Source organism: Streptomyces sp. NPDC018029, assembly GCF_044327655.1.
In the GTDB taxonomy this organism is placed as follows: domain Bacteria; phylum Actinomycetota; class Actinomycetes; order Streptomycetales; family Streptomycetaceae; genus Streptomyces.
Window position 1 is genome coordinate 105,324 of record NZ_JBIRFV010000016.1, and the last position, 21,900, is coordinate 127,223.

Annotated in this window: 23 protein-coding genes; 9 read left to right on the top strand and 14 right to left on the bottom strand. The window is 69.5% G+C overall.

The window, feature by feature from the left end:
- Positions 1 to 12: 12 nt before the first annotated feature.
- Complete coding sequence (locus ACH4D5_RS36155) at positions 13 to 396, bottom strand: VOC family protein (protein ID WP_398311538.1); 384 nt, start codon at positions 394 to 396, stop codon at positions 13 to 15.
- A gap of 9 nt (positions 397 to 405) precedes the next feature.
- Here ACH4D5_RS36155 and ACH4D5_RS36160 point away from each other — a divergent pair, with 9 nt between their 5' ends.
- The gene (locus tag ACH4D5_RS36160) at positions 406 to 738 is read left to right on the top strand and encodes a hypothetical protein (RefSeq protein WP_398311541.1); all 333 of its coding nucleotides are present in this window, start codon (positions 406 to 408) and stop codon (positions 736 to 738) included.
- Positions 739 to 849: 111 nt separating this feature from the next.
- A complete protein-coding gene (locus ACH4D5_RS36165) occupies positions 850 to 1,212 on the top strand; it encodes a hypothetical protein (protein ID WP_398311544.1) in 363 nt (120 codons plus the stop codon).
- On the opposite strand, the gene ACH4D5_RS36170 is transcribed toward ACH4D5_RS36165, so the two are convergent.
- Positions 1,193 to 2,746 (bottom strand): MFS transporter, encoded by a 1,554-nt coding sequence (locus tag ACH4D5_RS36170; RefSeq protein WP_398311547.1) that lies wholly within the window; start codon positions 2,744 to 2,746, stop codon positions 1,193 to 1,195. The two genes, ACH4D5_RS36165 and ACH4D5_RS36170, sit on opposite strands and share 20 nt — an antisense overlap.
- 203 nt (positions 2,747 to 2,949) lie before the next feature.
- Between ACH4D5_RS36170 and sigJ the strand changes: the two genes are divergently transcribed.
- Positions 2,950 to 3,894: an RNA polymerase sigma factor SigJ gene (sigJ, locus tag ACH4D5_RS36175; protein ID WP_398311550.1), complete on the top strand. Its 945-nt coding sequence runs from the start codon at positions 2,950 to 2,952 to the stop codon at positions 3,892 to 3,894.
- Between the two features lie 30 nt (positions 3,895 to 3,924).
- Here the strand turns inward: sigJ and ACH4D5_RS36180 are convergent, their stop codons facing one another.
- The 4 genes from ACH4D5_RS36180 to ACH4D5_RS36195 all read right to left on the bottom strand — a co-directional run bounded on the left by ACH4D5_RS36180 (position 3,925) and on the right by ACH4D5_RS36195 (position 7,276).
- Positions 3,925 to 4,473, bottom strand: coding sequence for a hypothetical protein (locus tag ACH4D5_RS36180; protein ID WP_398311553.1), 549 nt, complete (start codon positions 4,471 to 4,473; stop codon positions 3,925 to 3,927).
- Between the two features lie 105 nt (positions 4,474 to 4,578).
- The gene (locus ACH4D5_RS36185) at positions 4,579 to 5,184 is read right to left on the bottom strand and encodes an HNH endonuclease signature motif containing protein (protein ID WP_398311556.1); all 606 of its coding nucleotides are present in this window, start codon (positions 5,182 to 5,184) and stop codon (positions 4,579 to 4,581) included.
- 106 nt (positions 5,185 to 5,290) lie between these two features.
- Complete coding sequence (locus ACH4D5_RS36190) at positions 5,291 to 6,238, bottom strand: DUF4232 domain-containing protein (protein ID WP_398311559.1); 948 nt, start codon at positions 6,236 to 6,238, stop codon at positions 5,291 to 5,293.
- Positions 6,239 to 6,346: 108 nt separating this feature from the next.
- Positions 6,347 to 7,276, bottom strand: coding sequence for an NADP-dependent oxidoreductase (locus ACH4D5_RS36195; protein ID WP_398311698.1), 930 nt, complete (start codon positions 7,274 to 7,276; stop codon positions 6,347 to 6,349).
- Positions 7,277 to 7,397: 121 nt separating this feature from the next.
- Between ACH4D5_RS36195 and ACH4D5_RS36200 the strand changes: the two genes are divergently transcribed.
- Together ACH4D5_RS36200 and ACH4D5_RS36205 are read left to right on the top strand one after the other, a co-directional pair.
- Positions 7,398 to 7,778, top strand: coding sequence for a winged helix-turn-helix transcriptional regulator (locus ACH4D5_RS36200; protein WP_398311562.1), 381 nt, complete (start codon positions 7,398 to 7,400; stop codon positions 7,776 to 7,778).
- A gap of 207 nt (positions 7,779 to 7,985) precedes the next feature.
- Positions 7,986 to 8,945: a threonine/serine dehydratase gene (locus tag ACH4D5_RS36205; RefSeq protein ID WP_398311701.1), complete on the top strand. Its 960-nt coding sequence runs from the start codon at positions 7,986 to 7,988 to the stop codon at positions 8,943 to 8,945.
- 54 nt (positions 8,946 to 8,999) lie between these two features.
- Here ACH4D5_RS36205 and ACH4D5_RS36210 read toward each other — a convergent pair whose 3' ends face one another.
- Positions 9,000 to 10,037: a hypothetical protein gene (locus ACH4D5_RS36210; protein ID WP_398311704.1), complete on the bottom strand. Its 1,038-nt coding sequence runs from the start codon at positions 10,035 to 10,037 to the stop codon at positions 9,000 to 9,002.
- Between the two features lie 202 nt (positions 10,038 to 10,239).
- On the opposite strand from ACH4D5_RS36210, the gene ACH4D5_RS36215 reads away from it, so the two are divergent.
- Complete coding sequence (locus tag ACH4D5_RS36215) at positions 10,240 to 12,222, top strand: FHA domain-containing protein (protein ID WP_398311565.1); 1,983 nt, start codon at positions 10,240 to 10,242, stop codon at positions 12,220 to 12,222.
- 61 nt (positions 12,223 to 12,283) lie between these two features.
- Here the strand turns inward: ACH4D5_RS36215 and ACH4D5_RS36220 are convergent, their stop codons facing one another.
- The 3 genes from ACH4D5_RS36220 to ACH4D5_RS36230 all read right to left on the bottom strand — a co-directional run bounded on the left by ACH4D5_RS36220 (position 12,284) and on the right by ACH4D5_RS36230 (position 14,567).
- A complete protein-coding gene (locus ACH4D5_RS36220) occupies positions 12,284 to 13,096 on the bottom strand; it encodes a polysaccharide deacetylase family protein (protein ID WP_398311567.1) in 813 nt (270 codons plus the stop codon).
- Positions 13,097 to 13,216: 120 nt separating this feature from the next.
- Positions 13,217 to 13,657, bottom strand: a complete 441-nt coding sequence (locus ACH4D5_RS36225; RefSeq protein ID WP_398311570.1) for a VOC family protein — start codon at positions 13,655 to 13,657, stop codon at positions 13,217 to 13,219.
- A gap of 94 nt (positions 13,658 to 13,751) precedes the next feature.
- Positions 13,752 to 14,567 (bottom strand): SDR family oxidoreductase, encoded by an 816-nt coding sequence (locus tag ACH4D5_RS36230; RefSeq protein ID WP_398311573.1) that lies wholly within the window; start codon positions 14,565 to 14,567, stop codon positions 13,752 to 13,754.
- Between the two features lie 210 nt (positions 14,568 to 14,777).
- Here ACH4D5_RS36230 and ACH4D5_RS36235 point away from each other — a divergent pair, with 210 nt between their 5' ends.
- Positions 14,778 to 15,713 (top strand): helix-turn-helix transcriptional regulator, encoded by a 936-nt coding sequence (locus ACH4D5_RS36235; RefSeq protein ID WP_398311576.1) that lies wholly within the window; start codon positions 14,778 to 14,780, stop codon positions 15,711 to 15,713.
- Here the strand turns inward: ACH4D5_RS36235 and ACH4D5_RS36240 are convergent.
- Positions 15,611 to 17,014 carry a M20/M25/M40 family metallo-hydrolase gene (locus ACH4D5_RS36240; RefSeq protein ID WP_398311578.1) on the bottom strand — a complete coding sequence of 468 codons (1,404 nt, stop codon included), beginning with the start codon at positions 17,012 to 17,014 and terminating at the stop codon, positions 15,611 to 15,613. The two genes, ACH4D5_RS36235 and ACH4D5_RS36240, sit on opposite strands and share 103 nt — an antisense overlap.
- 136 nt (positions 17,015 to 17,150) lie before the next feature.
- On the bottom strand, positions 17,151 to 18,323 hold the full coding sequence (locus ACH4D5_RS36245; protein WP_398311581.1) for an epoxide hydrolase family protein: 1,173 nt from the start codon (positions 18,321 to 18,323) through the stop codon (positions 17,151 to 17,153).
- 103 nt (positions 18,324 to 18,426) lie between these two features.
- Between ACH4D5_RS36245 and ACH4D5_RS36250 the strand changes: the two genes are divergently transcribed.
- Positions 18,427 to 19,002 carry a CGNR zinc finger domain-containing protein gene (locus ACH4D5_RS36250; RefSeq protein ID WP_398311584.1) on the top strand — a complete coding sequence of 192 codons (576 nt, stop codon included), beginning with the start codon at positions 18,427 to 18,429 and terminating at the stop codon, positions 19,000 to 19,002.
- Positions 19,003 to 19,061: 59 nt separating this feature from the next.
- Here the strand turns inward: ACH4D5_RS36250 and ACH4D5_RS36255 are convergent, their stop codons facing one another.
- Positions 19,062 to 19,433, bottom strand: a complete 372-nt coding sequence (locus tag ACH4D5_RS36255) for a MerR family transcriptional regulator (protein ID WP_398311707.1) — start codon at positions 19,431 to 19,433, stop codon at positions 19,062 to 19,064.
- 285 nt (positions 19,434 to 19,718) lie between these two features.
- Here ACH4D5_RS36255 and ACH4D5_RS36260 point away from each other — a divergent pair, with 285 nt between their 5' ends.
- On the top strand, positions 19,719 to 20,609 hold the full coding sequence (locus ACH4D5_RS36260; RefSeq protein WP_398311710.1) for an alpha/beta hydrolase family protein: 891 nt from the start codon (positions 19,719 to 19,721) through the stop codon (positions 20,607 to 20,609).
- Here the strand turns inward: ACH4D5_RS36260 and ACH4D5_RS36265 are convergent.
- Positions 20,602 to 21,681, bottom strand: a complete 1,080-nt coding sequence (locus tag ACH4D5_RS36265; protein WP_398311587.1) for an LLM class flavin-dependent oxidoreductase — start codon at positions 21,679 to 21,681, stop codon at positions 20,602 to 20,604. The two genes, ACH4D5_RS36260 and ACH4D5_RS36265, sit on opposite strands and share 8 nt — an antisense overlap.
- Between the last annotated feature and the right edge of the window lie 219 nt (positions 21,682 to 21,900).

The following is a 21,900-nucleotide window of genomic DNA, read 5'->3' on the forward strand; positions in this document are numbered from 1 at the left end:
GACGTGACGACGTCAGGAGGAGGCGGCCGCACGTTCGGATGCGCTGCGCAGGACGCAGAACTCGTTGCCTTCGGGGTCGGCGAGGACGACCCATCCGGAGCCGTCCGGCTCCCGACGGTCGCTGACCAGGGTGGCGCCGAGACCCAGCAGCCGTTCCACCTCTGCCTCGCGGGTGGTGTCCGGGCGCAGGCACAGGTGGAGCCGGTTCTTCGTCGTCTTGGGCTCGGGCACCTGATGGAAGAACAGCAACGGCCCCGTCGGCAGCATCACCTGGGTCTCCTTGTCGCCCGGCTTGTCCTCCGGGTGCAGCGGGTGCCCGGTCACCTCGCTCCAGAACCGGGCCAGTTGATAGGCATCCGCACAGTCGATCGCTACATTCTGCACCTCTGAGATCATGGGGCGAGCTTGCCTCAGCGAATTCGGATCCTCCATCCGTTTTCATCAGTACTGGATGATGACGACTGGTATCTGCAGAAGGGCCACGGTGTCCGGTTCGAGTGGGGACCCACCGGCGCGGAACGGCTGGCAGCGGATGTCGCCTGCATGGTGGTCGTGGACGTGCTCTCGTTCACCACCTCGGTGACGGTCGCCGTCGAGGCGGGGACACGGGTCTTCCCCTACCGGTGGCGCGACGCGACCGCGTCCGCGTTTGCCGAGCGGGTGGGGGCGGACCTGGCGGTCGGACGCAGCATGGCCACCGAGTCGTCCCCCTGGACCCTCTCTCCCGCCGCCCTGTGACGTGCCCCCTTCACGCCCCGCCTGGTACTTCCTTCACCCAACGGCTCCGCCATCGCGGCCTCGGCCGGTGAATCGCCCGTGATAGCCGGCGCCCTCAGGAACGCGACAGCCGTGAGCCGCTGGCTCGTCCGCCACGGTTACGGGACGGCCGAACGCCCGGTTGCGGTGATCGCCTCCGGCGAACGCTGGCCGGACGGAAGCCTCAGGCCCGCCATGGAGGACCTCTTGGGCGCAGGAGCGATCATCTCCGGACGCGGGGGTTCCGCCGATGACGTCGCCGTTTCCACCGAAGTGGACGTCTGCACCGCGGTACCTGTCCTTGTCGATCGGGCGTTCACCCTCGCCGGGTGGCTGTGGCTGTGGCTGGCGAGGGAGGAAGGACGAAGAGCCGCCGGGCTGCGCCTGGCCATGCCCAGGTGCAGCCCGGCGAGTACGGGTGCGTACGAGACGTCGGTCAGGCTCGGCCTGCCGTGAGCGGCTCGGCCGGTTCCTCGGAGTTGTCCGGCGGAGTGGGCAGGGGACCGCTGCGCAGCAGTACGGCGGCCACGATGGCGCCGAAGACCAGGGCGTAACCGGCCCAGCAGAACACCGCGGCGTAGCCTTCGAGCGCCGCTTGGCGCAGTTCGCCGGGGGACGGCCGGCCCTGGACGTTGCCCGCCAGCCAGCTGGTGGTCTTGTCTGCGGCGATCGTGTTGAACAGCGCGGTACCGACGGCACCGCCGATCTGCTGCCCGGTGTTGACACACGCCGAGGCGACCCCGGCGTCCTTCGGCGCCACCCCGGAGGTGCCCGTGTTCGCCACGGCGGAGTAGATCAGCCCCGTGCCGATGCCGATCACGACGAGCGGTCCGAGCAGAGCCCCGGCGTAACTGGAGTCCACCTCGATGTACCAGAGCCAGCCCATGCCGACCCCGCTGACCACCAGGCCGGTGGGAATCAGTGGCCTGGGGCCGAACTTGGGCACCAGCTTCGAGCCTCCCACGCCGGTCACCAGGATGGTGCACGCGACCGTCGGCAGCATGGCGCAGCCCGCGACCACGGCCGAGTAACCCAGGACGGTCTGCATGTAGTAGACGAGGAAGAGCAGCAGGCTGAAGAAGCCGGCCCCGACGAACAGCATCGTGAGGTAGGCGCCGCCGCGATTGCGGTCCGCGACCACCCGGGGCGGCAGCAGCGGATGCCCTGCGCGTGTCTGCCACACCCCGAAGACGCACAGCAGCGCGGCACCGGCCAAGAGGAAGCCCCACGTCGAGGCCAGGCCCCAGCCGTCCTCGGCGTTGGCGAAGCCGTAGACCAGGCAGAACATACCGCCGGACGCGGTGACCACGCCCGGGACGTCCATGCGGGCGCCCGCCCTGGGCTGCTTGGTCAGCAGAGTCACGCCGCCGATGAACGCCACACCGGCGAAGAGCAGGTTGATGTACATGCACCAGCGCCAGTCGAGACTGTCCGTCAGGGCACCGCCGATGATCAGCCCCAGGCCGCCGCCAGCAGCCATCACACCGCCGACGGCACCGAAGGCCTTGCCGCGCTCCTTCGGGTCGGTGAAAGTGGTGGCCACCACGGACAGGCAGGCAGGCGACAACAGTGCGGCGAAGGCTCCCTGGAAGGCCCGGGCCGTCACCAGCACGCCGAAGCTGTCCGCGGCACCGCCGACGGCGGAGGCGACCGCGAAACCGGCAAGCCCGATATGGAAGGCCTGCTTGCGGCCGATCAAGTCGGTCAGCCGCCCGCAGAACAGGAGCAGGCTTCCCAACGGCAGCGCGTACGCGGTCACGACCCACTGCCGGTCGCCGTCCGAGAAGCCGAGATCTTGCTGCGCGTCCGGCAGCGCGAGGTTCATCACGGCCAGGTCGAGGCCGACCATGAGGTAGGCGCAGCAGATGACAGCGAGGACGAGCCAGCGCCTGGGGTGCGCGGCCGGTGTCGGATCCGCGGCTGCTCCGGAGTGCGGCCCGGCTCCTCCCGACTGCGGCCCAGCCGCTGAAGCTGCGCTCTGTGTTGCCATGATCGTCCCTTTCTGTGGGGCTGGTTGGTGTCCGGGCCTTCCGACGAGGCGGGGTCGCGGAATGTGCGACGGGAGGAGGGACGGGGCGGGCGACGGCACAGTTCGGGGCGAGGTCTCGTCGTACGACTAAGAGAGCCGCCATCAGCGATCCGCCATCTGGCAATTGGCGCCCGCCATCTGTCATCGAGGGAGTCGACAGGACCATGACCACCACATCCGAGCCCGGGCACGAGCATGCCGACGAGAGCCTGAACGCGCTCATCAGCGAGCGGCGACAGGTGACGAACCTCGCCTACCGGCTGCTGGGCTCCTTGACCGACGCCGAGGACGTCGTGCAAGAGACCTACGTACGCTGGTACGCCATGTCCCGGCAGCAGCGGGACGAGGTCGAGTCGGTCGGCGGCTGGCTGACGACGGTCGCCAGCCGCATCTGCCTGGACATCCTCCGCTCGGCCCGGGTCCGGCGTGAGCGCTACACGGGCGACTGGCTACCCGAGCCGCTGCCCGACCTCACCGAGAGGGGCACGGGGCTGACCGAGGGCGCGACCGTCGACCCCGCCGATCGCGTCACGCTCGACGAGTCCGTCAGCATGGCCTTCCTGGTCGTCCTGGACTCGATGACCCCGGCCGAACGGGTCGCGTTCGTCCTCCACGACGTCTTTCGCTACCCCTTCGCCGACATAGCCGAGATCCTCGGCCGCACTCCGGTGGCCTGCCGCCACTTGGCCTCCTCGGCCCGCCGCCGGATCCGAGCCGCGCAGCCTCCCGCCGCCCCGGTCACCCAACAGGCAGGTCTCGTCCGGGCGTTCAAGCAGGCATGGCAGGCGCAGGACATCAAAGCGCTCGTCGCCCTGCTCGACCCCGACGTCAAGGCGATCGCCGACACCGGCGGCCTGGCCAGCACCTCCGGCCCGGCCGAGGACGCCGAGCACATCGCGCTCGGCTTCATCGACGTCGCCCGCAGGCTGTCCGGCCTGACGATCCTGGAACGCATGGTCAACGGCCGGCCCGGCCTGGTGGCGCAGCGGGACGGTGTGACCGTGACGGTGGTGGCGTTCGACGGTACGGGGGACCGGATCACGCACATCTGGGCGATACGCAACCCGCACAAGCTGCGTCTGTGGGCGGCCCAGTCGCCGCAGGATTGACTGAGGTCCGACTCCGCCGCACCCCGCGGACTAGAGCCAGCCGGCCCGCACGCTGGTCACCGCTCCCGAATCCATGCCGCCCCCCGGAAGGCCGAGGTCACCGGCCCATACCCGCTCCAGCATCCGGCGGACGGTGTCCACGATCTCGGGGGCAGCGGTGCGGAGGCCGTCTGCATCGACCGGCGAGATCTCGTCCGGGGAGATGCCGGCCTCATCCAGCAGGCTGGAGAGGTCGGTGAGCTTCCCGGTCAGCCACGCCAGCGGTTCGTCGGACAGTTCCTCGACGAAGGTCCGGGGGCCCGGTTCCCAGCCGACGATGTCGGGGTGGTGGTGTGTGCGGTCGAAGGTGTTCGGGGCGGCGTTCGCGTCTTGGAGGAGATCCACCCGCCACAGGGGGCGACCGATCGTGATGGGGCGTGCCGAGTACATGGAACCGGGCAACTCACCACTCTCGAAGACTCTCAACTCCAGCCGCACCCCGCGCTCGGGGGACTCCTGTCCGCGCAGCGGGTTCGGGTTCAGAAAGTAGAGGTCACTCACCACGACGCCGACCCGCTCAAAGGCCAATGCGTACAGCACGTCAACCCCCAGGGCTCCTCGCGTGACAGGCGAGTCCTGTCCTGCCGAGCCTACGGAAGCCCAACCCCGCCACACGCTCCAGAACCGGCCAACGACACGACGGGGTCACGGGGCATCACGTAGTGCCCTTTTGAGGTCGATCTGCCTTATGTCCTCCTTCCACAAGGCGTGCCGTCGTGGCGCCGGGACAGCGAGAAGAATTTCCTCGTGGTCCCAGAGGCGGAGCATTGCCTCTTTCCTGAGCAGGGAGCGTCGTTCCGACGAGAGGTTGCCGAGGCGGGCGATGAAGCGGTTGAGATCATCGACGAGCCGCAACGCCTCCACCGCCTCGTGCGCCTCGAAGTTCTCCGTCACCTCGCTCTGCACTTTCGCGACATGCTCCGTGATGCTGTCAGCAGGCAGGTCGATGACCTTGTCCGGGTCGTGATAGTCGGGTCCGCCGAACGTCCAGCCTGCCGTGCCGGTGCCGCTCGGACGGGCATGGATATCTCGTTTCCACTGCAGGACAGTCCGGTTCCCTTTACTGCTGTTGCAACTCCGGCACGCCGGAACGATGTTGCTGACGTCGTCCCGCCCGCCGCTGTCCATGGGAATCACGTGGTCTATGCCTTCGGCCAACCCCCAGGAGCAGTAGGTGCAGCCTCCTGCGTTGGCTTCAAGGGCAGCTGCCCGGGCGGCACGGGAGAGCGATCCGCTTGCGCTGGGTTCCATGGCGCGCAGTATGACCGCTACCACTGACAGTCACTGCTGGTCTTCACGCTCTGCGTGGCCGACAGGAGCGGCACGGACGGGGCAGCAGTGACTTCGCAGGGTCCGCTCAGCGTTCCGTCTTCTCCCATGGTTTGACCCCGAGCTTTCCGGTGGTTCCGAGGTCGAGGTTCGGGGTCACCGTCACCGGGGCGGCACCCGTCTTGGCCCGGACCCGGACATGGGGCACGTTCACCGGTGTGCCGAGTTCGGTGGTGTTGCGCCAGACCAGGCTCGCGGTCGCTGACTCGCCGGGCTTGAGCGTGACGGGACGAGGCTCCTTGTCGGGCCCCGCGCCGGTGGTGATCTCGCTGCTGCCGTCGAGGATCTCGACGCCGTCGACGGGCTTGAGGCTGTCGTCCAGGAGCTCCAGCAGCGGGTAGCCCTCGACGGTGTAGTCGCGCGTGCCGCAGTTGTCGAGGTGCAGGCCCACGACGCGCAGTCCCATGGCCGCGTCGCCCTTGTCGGTGGTGACCCGGATCCCGGAGGAGGGGCACGTGCCCGCTTCGGGCGGCGCCTCGCTCGCGGGGATCTTGGCGACTTCGAGCACCTTGGCCTGCGCCACTCGCGGCGTGGTGGGCGGCAGTTCCCCGGCCTGGACCGTGCCCCGCACGGACTTCCCGGGGCGAACATCGCGCACGGTCACGGTCTGGTTGGTCACGGCCCCGCCATCACTGCTCAGGAAGGTGAAGGTGACCGAGTAGGTCAGAGTTTCGGCGCTCTCGTTGGTGACCTCGTAACCGGCGCTGACCCCCGAGTCCATGGCGAGGCTGTCGGCGGAGACCGAGTAGCTGCGGGTGGGCGAGGGGGAAGCCGACGGGAGGGTCAGCGAGATGATCCGTACGCCGTCCTTGCCCGGATCGTCGACCTGCGTACGGGACGGAGGCTCGGCCTCGGCCGCGCCGCCGCCGGTGTGCTCCGTTCCGCAGGCCGTGAGCAGCAGTGCGGTCGCGGCGAGAGCCGACAGGAGGGCGGGGGTGCGGGTGCGAGCCGGGCGGAGAGGGACGGGTATGGGCATCCGGTCATCTGATCAGGGTGCGAATGCTACGCATGTGATGGAGGCCATAGTTCCAGTCACAGGGGTGTCACAAGTTCGGCCTCGCCCACGCCATGCCCCACGACGGGGTCAGACGGTGAGGGCGAGCTTGCCCTGGAGGTGGCCGCTGTCGAGCAGCCGGTGCGCGTCGGCGACGCGCTCGAACGGGAACGTCTCCTGCACGTGGACGCGGAGCCTGCCTTGTTCGACGAGTCGCACGAGACCTCGCAGGGCGACCGGATCCTGGTCGACCGCGATGCCGCTGAAGCGCATGCCGGCCGCCTCGTACCTGGCGATGAGCGCCGAGTCCTCCTCGGCCACCGCCGTCACCAGATGACCGCCCGGGCGGAGCACCGCGAGTGACCGCTCGACGGTGTCGCCCCCGATCGTGTCGAGCACGAGGTCGACGTCGCGAACCGCCTCGGTGAAGTCGACCGCCGTGTAGTCGATCACCTCGTCGGCGCCGAGCCCCTCGACGAACCTCCGCTTGCTCCGACCGGCGGTGGCGACCACATGCGCGCCGAGCGCCTTCGCGATCTGGATCGCGACGTGGCCGACCCCACCGCCACCGCCGTGGACCAGGACGCGGTCGCCCTCCTTCACGCCGCCGAGGTCGACGAGACCCTGCCACGCCGTCAGCCCGACGATCGGCAGCGCCGCCGCCTCGACGTGCGAGAGCGACGCCGGCTTGCGTGCCAGGTGCAGCGCCGGCGCCGACACGACCTCGGCGTACCCGCTCGCCGCCCGCGGGAACAACGGCATCCCGAACACCTCGTCGCCGGGCCTGAACCGCCACGTCTGCGGTGCCTGATCGACCACGCCGCTGATGTCCCAGCCGAGGATGAACGGCGGCCGGCCGATCAGCGGAAACTCGCCGGCGCGCAGGCGCGCCTCCAGCGGGTTCAGTCCGATCGCCTTGACGCGGACGAGGACCTCGGTCGGGAGGGGCCGGGGTGCGGGCGCGTCCACGACGGTGAGCACCTCGGGACCGCCGAGCGTCTGCTGGGTGATGACGCGCATGGTTCGCATGACTCTCCTGGTTCGCATGACTCTGCTGGCTCGCATGACTCTGCTGGCTGTGGAAGGGGGGAGAGAATTCAGACTAGGTTTCCGATAGGAACCAGCAGGTACCTTTGGCGCCATGAGCGGTTTCCGTCCCGGTGACCCCTTTCTCGCCGACTGCCCGGCGCGTCTGGCGGTCGAGCTGATCGCCGACAAGTGGACGGTGGTCGTGCTCGCGGGCCTCAGCAGGGGGCCGGTGCGCCATGGCGAGTTGATCGAGTTGATCGGCGGCATCTCCCGCAAGGTGCTCACTCAGACGCTCCGACGGCTCGAGGCGCACGGACTCGTCCGCCGCCACGCCTACGCCGAGGCGCCGCCCCGCGTCGAGTACGAACTCACCTCGCTTGGCGCGACGTTGATCGAACCGATCCACGTGCTGACCGAGTGGGCGAGGGCGAACGGTGACGCGGTGCTCGACGCGCTCGACAGCGATCCCGGGCCGGTCACCCACAGCGACTGAGGCAGGCCCCCGCCCTTCATGACGGGGCACCCCCGGCGGGGCCTCGCAGCCCGTTTCGGCCAGAGCATGGGCGGCGTAGGATGATCGAACTGCTGCGCGGTTGATCACCATGTGCGCGGCGTCCACGCGGCCGCCGCCCCTCTGCCGTGGAAGGTGTACGGACCCCGATACCCCTGCGGCTCGGAGCATGTGACGGAGGCGAATGTGCTGATCACTGTCGCGGACGTGGAAGCCGCAGCCGAGCGGATCACCGGGCACGTCATACGGACCCCGACGGTGCCGAGCCCCGGCCTTTCCGCGCTCCTGGGCGCACATGTCACCGTGAAACTGGAACTCCTGCAACGCACCGGCTCCTTCAAGGCACGCGGCGCGACGGCGAAGCTCCTCACCCTCACCGAGGCTGAACGCGCCGCCGGGGTCGTAGCCGTGAGCGGGGGCAACCACGCCATCGCGACCGCGGTCATGGCCGGAGCGTTGGACATCAAGGCGACCGTCGTCATGCCACGGTCCGCCCCCGGCCACGCCGTGGACGTCGCCGAGGCTGCCGGGGCGAGCGTCATCCTCGCCGACACCATGGACGGCGCGTTCGCCCTCGTGGACGAGCTCCAGGCCAAGGGGCTCACCCTGGTCCATCCCTTCGACGACCCCGTCGTCATCGCTGCCCAGGGCACGGTCGGCCTGGAGCTCGCGGAGGATGCCGGGGAGATCACCGACGTACTCGTCAGCATCGGAGGCGGGGGACTGATCTCCGGGGTCGCCACCGCGCTGCACGCGCGCCGCCCCGGTGTACGGATCTGGGGCGTGGAGACCGAAGGCGCGGGGGCCATGTCGGAGGCCCTGGCCTTCGGCGGGCCGGTGCGGGCCGAACTGTCCTCGATCGTCTCGACGTTGAGTGCCCCCAGTGCCTCACAGCTCACCTACGAACACGTCTCGGCGCTGGTCACCGACGTCCTCACGGTGACCGACGCCGAGGCAGTGCAGGGCACCCTCGACCTGGCCGACCACGCGAAGGTCTGGGCCGAGCCGGCCGCCGGATGTCTGCTGCCCGCGGCACGCCAGGTCCTGGAGCGCGTCGGTGAGGGTGCCAGGCTCGGCTTGGTGGTCTGCGGCGGCAATGCGACGACCGCCGATGTGACCGCCTGGGCCGACCGCTTCGGACTGCGCTGACCCGCTGTCGGGCTCCCCTTGAAGGTGTGTCCTTCGTCCTTCCTTCACGTGGCCCTATGCGGTGATCTCGGAGTTTCTGGCCAGGATGTCCTCGGTGGTCTGCCAGAGCCGGGGCAGGAAGCGGCTGACTTCTTCGGCCCGGTGGAGGATGTCCTGGGTGGAGCTGATGCCGAGGTCGGCGACGGCTGCCTGGAACGGTGGTGCGAGGGACGCGTGGAGTCGGGGAGCATCGGCGGCCAGGACGGTGTGGCAGCGGGCGAAGGTTGCGATGATCCAGAAGACCGCCTCGCGGTGGTCACCGGCATCGATGAGGGCCTGACTTCCGTCGATGGCGATCGGCCGTGCGGCGGGGGTGATGTCGCTGCTGAAGAAGAACGGCGTCTTCGCCACCCGGGCGGTGGCGTCGAACGTCGCGGCGAGTTCGTGCAGATGGTGCTGGACGCGGTGGGGGGACAGGTGTGAACAGCCGAGTAGGTTAAGGAGAGCCGGGTAGAGGTCGAGGTGGCCGTACGCGGCGAGGACCTCGCGCGCGGCCGGGTAGCGCAGGCGGACGGTGGGGTTGCGCAGGGCGGCGGTGAGAAGCACGTGGCAGGTCACGCCCGTGGGGAACAGCCAGGCGGCCACCTGCTCGTGGAACGGTGCTGAGGTGTCGATCGCCGCGAGCCGGGCTTCGACCCGGTGGCGGGCACCCTGGCACCGGCGGCGAACCCAGGGCAGAGCGGCGAACCGGGGCGAGATGTGTGCGTGCAGCCTGTGCAAATGGCCTGTGGGGTCATCGATGATCGTGTCGGTGCGGAAGCTGCCGGCCAGATAGTAGGACGCGAGGACCGCATCGGGTGAGGCGAGCTCGGCCCAGGGCAGATAGCTGACTTCCAGCAGGGCACCCTGGTGGCGCAACTTCCCCGGCTTGACCGGCGGTCTGTCGGCGGCGGTGACAACCGAGATGTCGACGTCGGACGAGGGCGCCAACTCGGCATCGTCCGACAGCCCGACGGTCGAGCCGCTGAAGTACGCGCCCCGATAGCCGGCATCGGTCCGGGCATACCGGGCGACCCACTGACCTGCGGCGAAACGTGCCGCCCCGACGTTCACAGTCACATTCCCCCTACCGGCGAGGCCACGACCACATCCGGCCAACCTAACAACGGCGTGGCGTCGGTTTCCGGGCAATCGAAATGCCCCGTTGAACGCACTACCGCACCCCGCCGTATGAACTCAGTGACACCCGGCGGCCTAGGTCAGGCCGCCCTCGCTGCGCGTTCCGGCTCGTCGAGTGAAGGGACTCCGAGGACCCATGCCTCCTGAGATCGTCAGTCGTCAAGGCGCCCTGGCCGGAGAGCGGTTCCGGATCGGCACGAAGCCCCTCACGTTCGGCCGCAAACCGGCGAACGACGTGGTGATCCGCGACGTGAGCATCTCGCGGTTCCACGCCGAGGTGCGCCGTGAAGGGCACGGCTTCATGCTGTACGACCTGGGAAGCAGCAACGGCACCTACGTCAACGGAGAACGCGCCACCTCCCACGTGCTGCAGCCTGGCGACCTGATCACCATCGGCAAGGAAACGTTCCGCTTCGAGGCGGCGGATCCGATGGAAACCATCATCGACCTCTCCGTGCTCCAGGCGCTTACACCTCCCCCCGCCGAGCAGCCGGTGCCGGTGCTCAAGGTCACGGTGTCGGGCGGCGGCCCCGTCGGGCTGGCCTTCGCCCTGCTGCTCGAATCCCTCATGGGCCCCCGGGTCGCCATCACGGTCTACGACGGTCGCTGGACCCGGGCCGGAGACAGGGTCGTCTGGAAGGACGCGAAGCAGGGCAATGTCCGGCGGCAGCAGGTCGTCACGGTCCAGAGCCGCCAGTATCTGGGCCTTCCCCAAGAGGTCCGGACGAGGCTGTTCAGGGACGGCGCGTACAGCGAGATGTGGCCGGCGGGTCCGGACTCGATCGACGGGCACAACCCCCGGAACATCCGTATCGCCTACGTCGAGGACACCCTCCTCGAAATGGCCAACGAGAAGCCGGACCGCATCCGCCTCGTCCCGGAGCAGTTCGACGCGCTCCAGCACGAGCAGACCGCGTCCGCAGACCACGTGCTCGCCATCTGTGAAGGCGGCCGTTCCCGGACACGCGAGCACTTCGCCGAGAAGTTCGGGCAGGCCGACAAGTCCATCTACTCCCTGGAAGGCGCACATCTCCAGGACGTCGTGCTCGGCCTGAAGGTGAAGTCGCGGCTTCCGGATCCGATGTCCGTGCTGCTGACTGTGGCGCAGAACCGCTTCCTCCTCAACTCCCTGCGCGGTGAGGGCTTTCTCAACATGCGGCTGACCGACGAGGAGGCGAAGGAAGTCGTGGGGATCGACCCCGTCCGGCGGGTGTTCGAGGAGTGCGTCGCCTCACGCCCGTGCGTGATGAACCGGAGCGAGGACGGAGACTTCTGCTGCGACACCCACAGCACCCTCTTCCTGCCCGCCCTGGTCAAAGGCTCGGCGCTGTGGAAGAGGGTCAAGGAGGGCCTGGCACTCTTCGCCGTGCCCGAGTCGGACCTGACCGCCGTCACCGCGTTCCGGCTCGACATGGTCCAGCGGCCCCGGTTCACCGCACGGCTGTATCCGAGGACATCCGCCGGCCCCGGCACCTACGGGTTCCTGCTCGGGGACGCCGCCAACGCCATCCACTTCTGGCCGGGACGCGGCCTCAACAGCGGCTGGGGATCGGTCATCTCGCTCGCCCGGTCCCTCAGCGGCACCTGGCGCGGGCGTGCGTTCCGCGACGCGGACTTCGTCCGCCACGAGGCGGCCATGTCGATGCTCCAGTACCGGCACAAGAGCCGCGCCTGGAACTCCATGATCACCACGGATGAGCACGGAGTGACGCGGGCCATCAAGGACAAGATTCAGGAGAGCATCTCGGAGTCCCTGGAGGAGGGGCGTGACCTGGACCGGGAGGCCGACCTCGAAGCACTCATGACGCAACTCCGGACGATTCGCGCCCGCTTGGCGCCCCGGGTCCCCGGCATGCCGGACGACGCGACACTCCTGAAGCACCTGGACACGTTGCACAGCCGGACCCTGTACACCTTGGTCCGCAGCGGTGCGTGGGACACACAGATCGTGGGCGGCGAGGAGGTCGACATCGACATCTTCTACCCGGCGGAGCGGCTGGACTCGTCCCCGGAGCGGTCGGTCTCTCCCTCCGGATGCGCCCACCATTCCGAACGCATGGCCGAGCCGGGCCCGCCGGAACCCGGCCGGTCGCTCCGGATCAGCACCCAGAGGGTGTGAACGCGAGCCGCATGCGTACCTGGCCAGGCGCGTCCGATCAGGACCACGCCGTGGTGAGTGGTCAGGGCGTGAGCAGAGTGCGCAGGTCGATGACGCGGTAGCCCCGAGCGGTGATCGCGTCGAGGATACGGGGCAGGGCCTGGGCGTCGATGACCTCGGTGCGGCCCTGCGACGCGCCGACGTGCATCTGCAGAATCGCTCCAGGACGCAGGGCGTCCAGCGCCCTGTTCACCGCGCGGTCCACCGTCATCCCGCCTTCGGTCCCCTTCCATCCGTTGGTGTCGGCGGTGTACTCGATGTCTGCGAACCCGAGAGCGTTGACTTCCCTGATGTGAGCGGGACTGGTCTCGCCGTACGGGAACCGGAAGAACGGTGTCACCGCCCGGCCCGCCCCGGCCGCGCGAAGCGCAGCGTCCGCCGCCACCACTTCGTGCTGTCGTCCCGCCTTGCCCAGGTCCTTGAAGTAGGGGTGACTGAAGGAGTGGTTGCCCAGCCCGTGGCCGGCCGCCGCGATCTTCCTCACCACCATGGGGTGGCGCTCGGCGAAGTCGCCGGTCAGGAAGAACGTGGCGGCCGCGCGACGGCGGGCGAGCTCTCCGAGGATGCTGTCCAGGCCGGCGTCGTTCCAGGCCGCGTTGAACGTCACGGCGATCACCCGATCGCGCGTACGGATCACCCGGTTCTCCGAACCGAACAACGCTCGCAGTCCCTTGCCGTCCGCGGTCACCGCCGAATGCGGCGTGGCGGCCTCGGCCGGACGGGCCGCCGGACTCTGCGCGAGGGTCGACAGCAGGACGGCGGACAGTCCGACAACTGTCCCGAGCAGGCGCCGGGCGAGAGGGCGGCGATCCCTAATCACGGATGGTGAGTGCATGTCCCAGCCATCGGCCGACCACGCCCCGCCCTTGAGCGCGTTCTCAGACGGGGCAGCGGCTCCGGATCGGCTCCTCGTGCTCGGCGCAGTTGCTCGGCCGCAGTTGCTCGGCGTAGTTGCTCAGCGCAGTTGCTCGGCCAGGCCGACGATGATGCCCTCCGGGCCGCGGACGTAACAGAGCAGATAGCTGTCCTCGAACCGGGCGATCTCACCGACGAGGTCGGCGCCGTGCGGGCGCAGGCGGGCAACGGTGTCCTCGAGGTCGTCGACGGCGAACATCACGCGGTGCGTGCCCAGGATGTTGTGCGGCTGGTTTCGCGGCCCGGCGCTGATCGCCGCGGGGCTGCGGTACTTCGCCAGTTCGAGCCGGCTGTGACCGTCAGGGGTCTTCAACATCGCGATGTCACAGCGGACGCCGTCGAGTCCGGTGCACTGGTCGGCGAAGAGGCCCACGACCTCCGTCCTGCCCTCCAGCTCCATGCCCAGTTCCCCGAAGAACGCGATGGCGGCGTCCATGTCCTCGACGACGATGCCGACGTTGTCCATCCGCTGAATCGCCATGCTGGTTTCTCCTGTTCCTCGTACGGCCGGTTGAGAGGCGTATCGCCGGAGAGTAGCGCCTAGGAGAAGCCCCCCGGAGAGAGCGAGTCGACGACTACGCTTCCCGTGTGGGCAGCACGGAGATCTGGGACAGGTTGACGTGTCGCGGGCGTCCGACGGCGAAGGCGATGAGTTCGGCCACGTCGTCCCCGGAGGGGATGCCCTCGATGGAGCCCACGGCCTCCTTGACGGCGGCGCTGATGGCCGGGTCCTCGATGTGGTCGCGCAACTCCGTGTCGACGGCGCCGGGTTCGATGTTCGTCACGCGTACGTCGGCGGGGCTGAGCCGGGCCCGCAGATTGCGGGAGAGGTGGCTGAAGGCGGCCTTGGAGGCGGCGTACCCCGCGAAGCCGGGCAGGACGGACTGGGCGGCCACGGAGGAGATGTTGACCAGGTCCGCGTGGCCCCGCTCGGCCGCTGCCGCGAGCATGTCAGGGACAAACACCTCCACGACGGCGAACGCGCCGGTGACGTTCACATCGATCATCCGCCGCCAGTTGGTGCCGACGGACCCGTCCCCGTCCAGGACGTCGGGCAGGGCGAGGCCGGCGTTGTTGACGACGAGATCGACGCGGCCGAGGCGGGCGTGGATGCCGGCGGCGGCCGCGGTGAGCGAGGCGGGATCGGTCACGTCGGTCGGCAGGGCGAGGGCGGTGCCGCCCGCCGCCTCGATCCGGGCCACGTGCTCTTCCAGCCGGTCGGCGCGCCGGGCCAGCAGGGCGACATGCGCGCCCTGCGCGGCCAGCTGGCGCGCGGTCGCCTCACCGATACCGCTGGAGGCTCCGGTCACGACGGCCACCCGGCCCGTGAGGGGGCGGGCGAGGGAGGCGGCCTGCTCGGTGGCCTCGGTGGTCTGGGCGGTGACGGTCATGGTGGTCTCCAGGAAGTGCTGAGTGCTAAGTGCTTGGTGCTGGGTGCGTGTGCACACCGCGTTCGGTGCGAGGCCCTCAGGCGTCTTGCGGTGCCTTGCAGGGCCCTGCGGTGCCTCGCGGTACCGACTCTGAAGGAGATCCACGCGCCCACCCAGGGCTCCGCTCGACCCTGGGTCTGGCAGAACCACCCTGTGACGGACACTTGATCCATGGACTTCCGCACCGAGCTCTCCGCGTTCCTCCGTTCCCGCCGCGCCCGGCTGCGACCGGATGACCTCGGCGTACGCCCGTTCGGCGGCCGCCGACGCGTCCCCGGCCTGCGTCGGGAGGAACTGGCGGACCTGGCAGGGGTGAGCGTCGACTACTACGTACGGCTCGAACAGGGCCGCACCCACAACGTCTCCGATGCCGTCCTGGACGCCGTCGCCAGGGCCCTGCGCCTGGACGAAGCCGAACGCGCGCACCTGGGCCACCTCACCCGCGCCCTGCGCCACCCGGCCTCCACGCCCCCCGACCCGCAGCCGGTCAGGACAGGCGTGCAGGTGCTGCTCACGGCGCTCGGCGAGGTGCCCGCGTACGTACTGGGACGCCGCCTGGACATCCTGGCCTCCAACCGGTCGGCCCGGGCGCTGTTCACCGACTTCGACGCCCTGCCGCCCGGGCAGCGCAACGCCGCCTGGCTGATCTTCCTCGACCCGGCCGTGCGCGGCCTGTACCCGGACCGGAAGGCGTGGGAGGAGACCGCGCGCGGCACCGTCGCGGCCCTGCGCATGGACCTGGGCCGGCACTCCTGCGACGACCGGCTGTGCGACCTGCTCGGCGAACTGTCCGTGCGCAGCGAGGACTTCCGCGCCCTGTGGGCCGAGCACCACGTCGGCGAGCACGCCCACGGCATCGAGCGCCTGCGCCATCCCGCGGCCGGTGAGCTGACCCTGCGCCGCGAGACGCTGCGCCTGCCCGACGAGGGCGACCAGTGTCTGGTCACGTACGCGGCCGAACAGGACACCCCGTCCCACGCGGCCCTCGCCGCCCTCGTGGCGCCTCAGCGCTGCGGTGCGGGGAACGCCACGGGGCTGCGCAGGCCGGAGCGGCCGACCGCGCGTACGCCGAAGAAGACGTTGTCCTTGGACAGGTCGACGGTGTGACGGGTGGCGTCGCCGACGTCGATCACATGGGTCCAGTCGGTGTCGGTCGTCTCGCGCCACACGACTTCGTACCCGGCGAGATCGGCCTCGGTACCGCGCTCCCACACCAGCTCGGTCTCGTTGGTCAGCGCGGCAGTGAGGATCTTCGCGCCGCGCGGGGTGCCGGGGGCCTGGGCGAGGCTCCACAGGGCGGCGGCGTTGACGCGGGCGACGCGCGCGACGAACGGGAAGTCGCAGAACTCCGGCAGGTCCCCGTACTGCTTGCCGTCCTCCAAGCGGACGTCCTGGTGCTGGTGGGCGAAGTCCTCGGCGGGCTCGGTGAACCGGGCGGCGGGGTAGGCGCGTTCGAGGAAGGGGATGTGGTCTCCGCCGCGCAGGTAGCGGTCGCGGCGGTACACGACGCGCACCCGCATCCCGGTCGCGTCGTTCGCGGCCACGTCCTTGACGAAGCGGGCGAGCTGGCGGGCCGGCGAGTCGTTCTCGCCGCCCACCGAACGCCTGACGGCGGCCTCCTCCGGTGTCTCTGATGAGGGCACGCCCTCCGCGAAGAGGCGGATCGTCCGCGGGTCGCGGGTGCCGTCGTCGGCGGTGGAGCTGCCGACGATGTCGTTGGTGAACATTCCCTGGACGTCGGCCTTGCGCTGCTTGAACCGCTCCGCCATGTGCGCCGCGCCGAACAGTCCCTGTTCCTCGCCCGCGACGGCCGCGAAGACGATCGTCGCGCCGACGCGTCGGGTCGCCATGACGCGTGCGAGCTCCATGACGACCGCGACTCCGGAGGCATCGTCGTCGGCTCCGGGCGCGTCGCTCGTGAAGTCCATGACGTCACTGGCGCGCGAGTCGTAGTGCCCGGAGACGACGTACAGGCGGTCGGGGGACACCGAACCGCGCAGGGTGGCCACGACGTTGGTGATGCGCGTCGGAGCGGGGATGCGCGGGCCCGGTTCCTGGACGTACGACTGGAGCTCGACGGTCATCCGCCCGCCCGAGCGCCGCGCGTGGCGCCGCAGCTCGGCGAGGATCCAGTCGCGGGCGGCGCCGATGCCGCGTACGGGGTCGTCCTGCGAGGACAGCGTGTGCCGGGTCCCGAACGCGGCGAGCCGCCGCACCGTCGCCTCGATGCGCCGGTGGTCGATCTCCCGCAGGATCGCGCGCAGTTCACGTGGCGGTTCCTGGGCCGTGAGCCCGCTGCCGTCACGCGCGGCGGCGTGGCCCGTCTGCAGGCCGACGGCTCCGGCCGTGGTGGCGGCCGCGGCCGCGGTCAGGACGGTACGCCGGGAAGTGCCCGTCTGCTGCGACATGCGGCCCATGGTCATGGACATTCCAACGCGCCGCAAGGGTGCGTTCTCGCCCGGCTCTTCCTCGCCCGGCTCTTCCTCGTCCGGCTCTTCCTCATCCGGCACGAGCCGTGTTCACCGAATCCGGCACGAGCCGTGTTCACCGATGGGCGGCCAGCACTGCCGCGAGGCCCTCTTGCAGATCCTTGACGAAATACCCGGGAACCTCCAGCGACGGGAAATGTCCCCCTTTCTCGGGCTCCCTCCATCGGACGATCTGCCGGTACCGCTCCTGCGCCCAGGGGCGCGGACACTTCTCGACGTCGCGGGGATACATGGTGAGTGCTGTCGGGACGTCGACACGGAGTTCGGGGTCCAGCGAGTTGTGGCTCTCGTAATAGATGCGGGCCGCCGACGCACCGGTCCGCGTCAGCCAGTACAGGGTGACGTTGTCGAGAACGGTGTCCATGGAAATCGTCTCGAACGGACTGTTTTCGGTGTCCGTCCATTCGGCGAACTTGTCGAGGATCCAGGCCAGAAGGCCGACGGGTGAGTCGACGAGTGAGTAGCCGATGGTCTGCGGCCGGGTCGCCTGCTGCTTCGCGTACGCCGCGCGATGGCGCCAGAAATCGCGGGTGTCCTCGGCCCACGCGCGCTCGAGCGTCGTCAGCCCGTCCGTCGTCGCCCCGGGCGGCGCCTCCGCGAACGTACTGTGGATGCCGAGAACGTGCGCCGGGAACCTGCCGCCGAGAACCGTGGTGATATTGCCTCCCCAGTCGCCGCCGTGTGCTGCGAACCTGCTGTAGCCGAGCCTTCCCATCAGTTCCACCCAGGCGGCCGCGATCTTCTCGGTTCCCCACCCCGTGGTGGTCGGCTTGTCGCTGTAACCAAATCCGGGCAGCGACGGAACCACGACGTGGAACGCCGGCGCGTCCGCGTCCTGCGGATCCGCCAAATCGTCCACTACATCGACGAAACGGACAATGCTGTCCGGCCAGCCGTGCGTCAGGAGCAGAGGAGTGGCATCCGCGCGCGCGGAGCGGCGGTGCAGAAAGTGAATTCCCAGGTCGTCAATGGTCGTACGGAACTGACCGATGCGGTTGAGGCGCTCTTCGAACGGCCGCCAGTCGTATCCAGTGCGCCAGTAGTTCACGACATCGACGAGGTCGGCGAGCGGAACACCCTGTTCCCATCGGCGAGGGCCGGGCGCGGCGCCATGGACCGTCTCGGCCTCCGGTAGGCGCGCCGCGGCCAGTCGCACGCGGAGATCGTCGAGTTCGGTGTCGGTTGCGTGGGTTTCAAATGCTTGTACGTCGCTGGTCGGACGGGGCATGAGACCTCCTGGCCATCGCGGAACCGGCTACGATCTATCGCGAACCGGCAATGACGGTTCTAGCAGGACTCCGAGCCACGCTGCAACCGGCTAAGGTGGTTCCATGCGTGCCGCGTTCCCTGACTTCCGCCTCGGCAATGTGCTGGCGACCAGCTTCACCGGGACTCTGTCGGAGCGTCATGGCGACGCTGTGGAGCGCATTCCCACGCCGGACCGGCTCGTCGACTGGCTGGCGGTGAGCGGCCTCGCCGTGGACTCCTGCACCCCTGCCCAGCTCGACCTCGCCCGGGAGCTGAGGGAGTCGATTCACGCCGCCGCGACTGCGGCCGCGCTCCAGGACGCTCTCCCCGCTCCTGCTGTCCACGTCATCAATGACCGCAGCACCCAGGGGCGTGCCGCGGCGATCCTGACGCCCGAGGGCAAGCGGCGCTGGCAGCTCGGCTCGGCTTCCCGCGTGGAGGATGCCCTCAGCGTGATCGCCGCCGACGCGGTGAGCATCATCGCGGGCGAGCGAGACGGAAGACTGGCCCTGTGCGCATCGCCGACCTGCCGAGCCGCCTTCCTCGACACCAGTCGAAGTCGCACCCGCAGATGGTGCGACATGAACACGTGCGGGAATCGTCAGAAGAAGGCGCGCTTCAACGCCAACCAGCGCAAGAAGCCCGGCTCGGCTGACTGATCATCATCCGCGGCGCGGGGGAGCGTCTCTGCTCGCGGCTCCAGTCTTCGGCCCGCTGACTACTGCTGTCCGCAGCGTTGGCCTGTGCGCAAGTTCGCGGTGGCGGCGGCAATCACGGTGCTCAGCCTGTCCCGCGCGTCCACCAGAGCGCCGATCCGGCCGTCGATGCGATCCCGTTCCGCCGAAAGCCGGTCGAGCAGCTCGGGCGTGGCCTCACCGTTCACGACGCACGGCAACAGATCCGCGATCGACTTGCTCGGCAGCCCGGCCGCGTACAACTGCTGGATCAGCCGGACACGGTCGACCGCGCTGTCCGGGAACTGCCGCTGGCCGCTGGGGCTGCGTCGTGAGGTGAGCAGATTCTGTTCCTCGTAGTAGCGCAGCGCCCGGACGCTGACGCCTGCTCTGGTGGCGAGTTCGCCGATACGCATCATGTCTCTCCGATGTGAGCCGGGCCACTCTGCTTGCCTCTGACGTCAACGTCAGGTTTTAGCGTATCCCGTGACGGCTCACCTCCTCCGTGAAGGCGAGGAGCAAGGCCGTGCCCCCCTGCCCCGCCTGCCCCCCTGTACGACAGCATCGCCATCGGAAATGCGAAGGAAGATCCGCCCATGCCGGCATCAGACGCGGTGACCACGAACGTCGCCATCACTGCCCCCTCCCTCACCCCTGCTCCCGCACTCCTCCCCGCCCCCGTCGTCTCGGTGAAGCCAGTGATGCTGGAAGTGCCGGGCCGCGGTGAGGACTTGCAGGTAAGGATTTCCGCGCCGACAACCGGGAGCGAACTCCCGGTCGTCGTCTTCTCGCACGGCTTCGGGTCGTCATCGGACGGCTACGGTCCTCTGGTCGATTTCTGGGCTGCTCACGGTTTCGTGGTGATTCAGCCCACCCATCTCGACTCCAGGACCGTGGGCCTTTCCCAGGACGATCCCCGCACACCGCGGATCTGGCGTCTCCGCGTCGACGACGTGAAGCGCATCCTTGACCGGCTCGATCTGCTGGAGGCCGCCGTTCCCGGTCTCGGCGGACGCCTGGATCGAAGCCGCATCGCCGCGGCCGGACACTCCTTCGGCGGCCAGACGGCGGGCAACCTGCTGGGTCTGCGCGTCCTCGATCCGGTGAGCCAGAAGGTGGAAGACCTGTCCGACCCGCGGATCAAGGCGGGCGTGCTGCTCGCCACGGCCGGTAGGGGCGGAGCCGACCTGACACCCTTCGCGGCCGAGAACCTCCCGTGGTTGAAGGGGCCGGACTTCACGCACATGACCACACCGACCCTCGTGGTCGCGGGGGACAGGGATGACCTGCGGATGTCCGTCCGAGGGCCGGAGTGGCTCACCGACCCCTACCACCTGAGCCCGGGACGCAAGAGCCTCCTCACTCTCTTCGGGGCGGAGCACTCCCTCGGCGGAATCACCGGCTACGAAGTCCGGGAGACGACGGACGAGAACCCCGAACGCGTGGCCCTGATCCAACGGGTCACCTGGGCCTACCTCCACCACGCACTCGGCATCGAGGACGCCGACTGGATGGCAGCGCAGAAGGCGTTGTCGGAGAGCGCCGCCCCCATGGGGCGCATCGAATCCAAGTGCGGACGTCCACTCAGGTGAGGAGTTGCGCGAGCCGGGCCATCTCGGCGGGTGGGTCGACCACGGGCTGGATGAGGAGTTCGTCGACGCCGGCCTGTTCCAGGGCGGTGATGCGGGTGAGGAGGTCGTCGCGGGTGCCGACCAGGGCCAGGGCGTTCATCAGCGAGGGCAGAACCAGGTCCCGGTCCTGCGGCGCGATGCGTCCGAGGTAGCCGGGGTAGAGCTTGATGTGGCGGTCCGGCGCGGTGGGGGTAGTACCGCGCCGGTCGAGGAGCCGCCGCACCGCATCGCGTTCCTCGGGGCCGAGTTGATCGAAGAACGGGGATGCGTCGGCGGCTGTGTCGGCGGCGAAGGCCAGCAGCGACAGGACGAGGTGACCCGTCGCGTCCCGGGCCGCGTCGCCGTCGGGATCCTCGTCCTCGTCGAGCAGGTGGAGCGAGGTGAGCACGTAGGACTTCGCCCGGGACTCCATGGGGGAGTCGGGGTCGCGGCGCGCGTCCTGGGCGGCGTGGCGGCGGGTTTCGTGCAGCGCGTGCCAGGCGGTGGGGTCTAGCATGCCGACGGAGATGAGGCCGGTGCCGCGGCGGCCGGCGACGGCGGCGGCCTTCGGACCGAGCAGCGCGGCCACGACGAACTCGATCGGGTCCGCGGTGTTCACCTGCGCCCCGGCGTGCAGGAACCGGATGTCGCGGATCCGGTCACCTTCGCGGTACTCGGTCGAACGTCCGGCGCACAGGTCCTGCAGTGCGGCGGTGAATCGCTCCAGCCTGGCCGTCGTGGTCGGCCGCATGCCCAGGGTGCGCCGGGCGGTGTTCCCGGTGCCGACGCCGCAGCTGATCCGGCCCGGTGCCAGGGCGTTGAGGCTGGCGAGCCCGCTCGCGGCGGCCGGGGCCGAGCGCAGCGCCGGTGAGGTCACGCAGATGCCGAGCCTGATGCGGCTGGTGGCCTTCGCGCACAGGCTCAGGGCGACGAAGGGGTCGCCGTGGACCATCGGGGTGTCGTTGACCCAGAAACTGTGCAGGCCCAACTCCTCGGCCCGAGCAGCGAGTTCCTCCACACCGGGCCGCGCGGCGACAACGACGCCTGCACGCATCAAGCCTCCAAGGCATGAGGATCGACTCGAACCTGCTCAGCATGGCAGGTCCCGGCGCGGAGCCGTCGTGGAATCGCGTCATCTTGTGGCCCGGCAAGCTCACACTGGGGTATCGAAAACCGGCCAGGTCTGCCCTCACCGCTTCGACCCGGCAGGTGACCGCACCCCGAGTTCGTCGTAGGTTCAGACGTCCGGCGTCCCGGTCCCGCTCGAAAGGAA

Bases quoted from the DNA above. Each gene is read 5' to 3' on its own strand.
- ACH4D5_RS36230 (WP_398311573.1), bottom strand. From the start codon at position 14,567: ATGACCGTCACCGCCCAGACCACCGAGGCCACCGAGCAGGCCGCCTCC.
- ACH4D5_RS36190 (WP_398311559.1), bottom strand. From the start codon at position 6,238: ATGCCCATACCCGTCCCTCTCCGCCCGGCTCGCACCCGCACCCCCGCC.
- ACH4D5_RS36200 (WP_398311562.1), top strand. From the start codon at position 7,398: ATGAGCGGTTTCCGTCCCGGTGACCCCTTTCTCGCCGACTGCCCGGCG.
- ACH4D5_RS36155 (WP_398311538.1), bottom strand. From the start codon at position 396: ATGATCTCAGAGGTGCAGAATGTAGCGATCGACTGTGCGGATGCCTAT.
- ACH4D5_RS36240 (WP_398311578.1), bottom strand. From the start codon at position 17,014: ATGTCGCAGCAGACGGGCACTTCCCGGCGTACCGTCCTGACCGCGGCC.
- ACH4D5_RS36185 (WP_398311556.1), bottom strand. From the start codon at position 5,184: ATGGAACCCAGCGCAAGCGGATCGCTCTCCCGTGCCGCCCGGGCAGCT.
- ACH4D5_RS36255 (WP_398311707.1), bottom strand. From the start codon at position 19,433: ATGCGTATCGGCGAACTCGCCACCAGAGCAGGCGTCAGCGTCCGGGCG.
- ACH4D5_RS36225 (WP_398311570.1), bottom strand. From the start codon at position 13,657: ATGGCGATTCAGCGGATGGACAACGTCGGCATCGTCGTCGAGGACATG.
- ACH4D5_RS36170 (WP_398311547.1), bottom strand. From the start codon at position 2,746: ATGGCAACACAGAGCGCAGCTTCAGCGGCTGGGCCGCAGTCGGGAGGA.
- ACH4D5_RS36245 (WP_398311581.1), bottom strand. From the start codon at position 18,323: ATGCCCCGTCCGACCAGCGACGTACAAGCATTTGAAACCCACGCAACC.
- ACH4D5_RS36265 (WP_398311587.1), bottom strand. From the start codon at position 21,681: ATGCGTGCAGGCGTCGTTGTCGCCGCGCGGCCCGGTGTGGAGGAACTC.
- ACH4D5_RS36195 (WP_398311698.1), bottom strand. From the start codon at position 7,276: ATGCGCGTCATCACCCAGCAGACGCTCGGCGGTCCCGAGGTGCTCACC.
- ACH4D5_RS36250 (WP_398311584.1), top strand. From the start codon at position 18,427: ATGCGTGCCGCGTTCCCTGACTTCCGCCTCGGCAATGTGCTGGCGACC.
- ACH4D5_RS36260 (WP_398311710.1), top strand. From the start codon at position 19,719: ATGCTGGAAGTGCCGGGCCGCGGTGAGGACTTGCAGGTAAGGATTTCC.
- ACH4D5_RS36235 (WP_398311576.1), top strand. From the start codon at position 14,778: ATGGACTTCCGCACCGAGCTCTCCGCGTTCCTCCGTTCCCGCCGCGCC.
- sigJ (WP_398311550.1), top strand. From the start codon at position 2,950: ATGACCACCACATCCGAGCCCGGGCACGAGCATGCCGACGAGAGCCTG.
- ACH4D5_RS36215 (WP_398311565.1), top strand. From the start codon at position 10,240: ATGCCTCCTGAGATCGTCAGTCGTCAAGGCGCCCTGGCCGGAGAGCGG.
- ACH4D5_RS36220 (WP_398311567.1), bottom strand. From the start codon at position 13,096: ATGCACTCACCATCCGTGATTAGGGATCGCCGCCCTCTCGCCCGGCGC.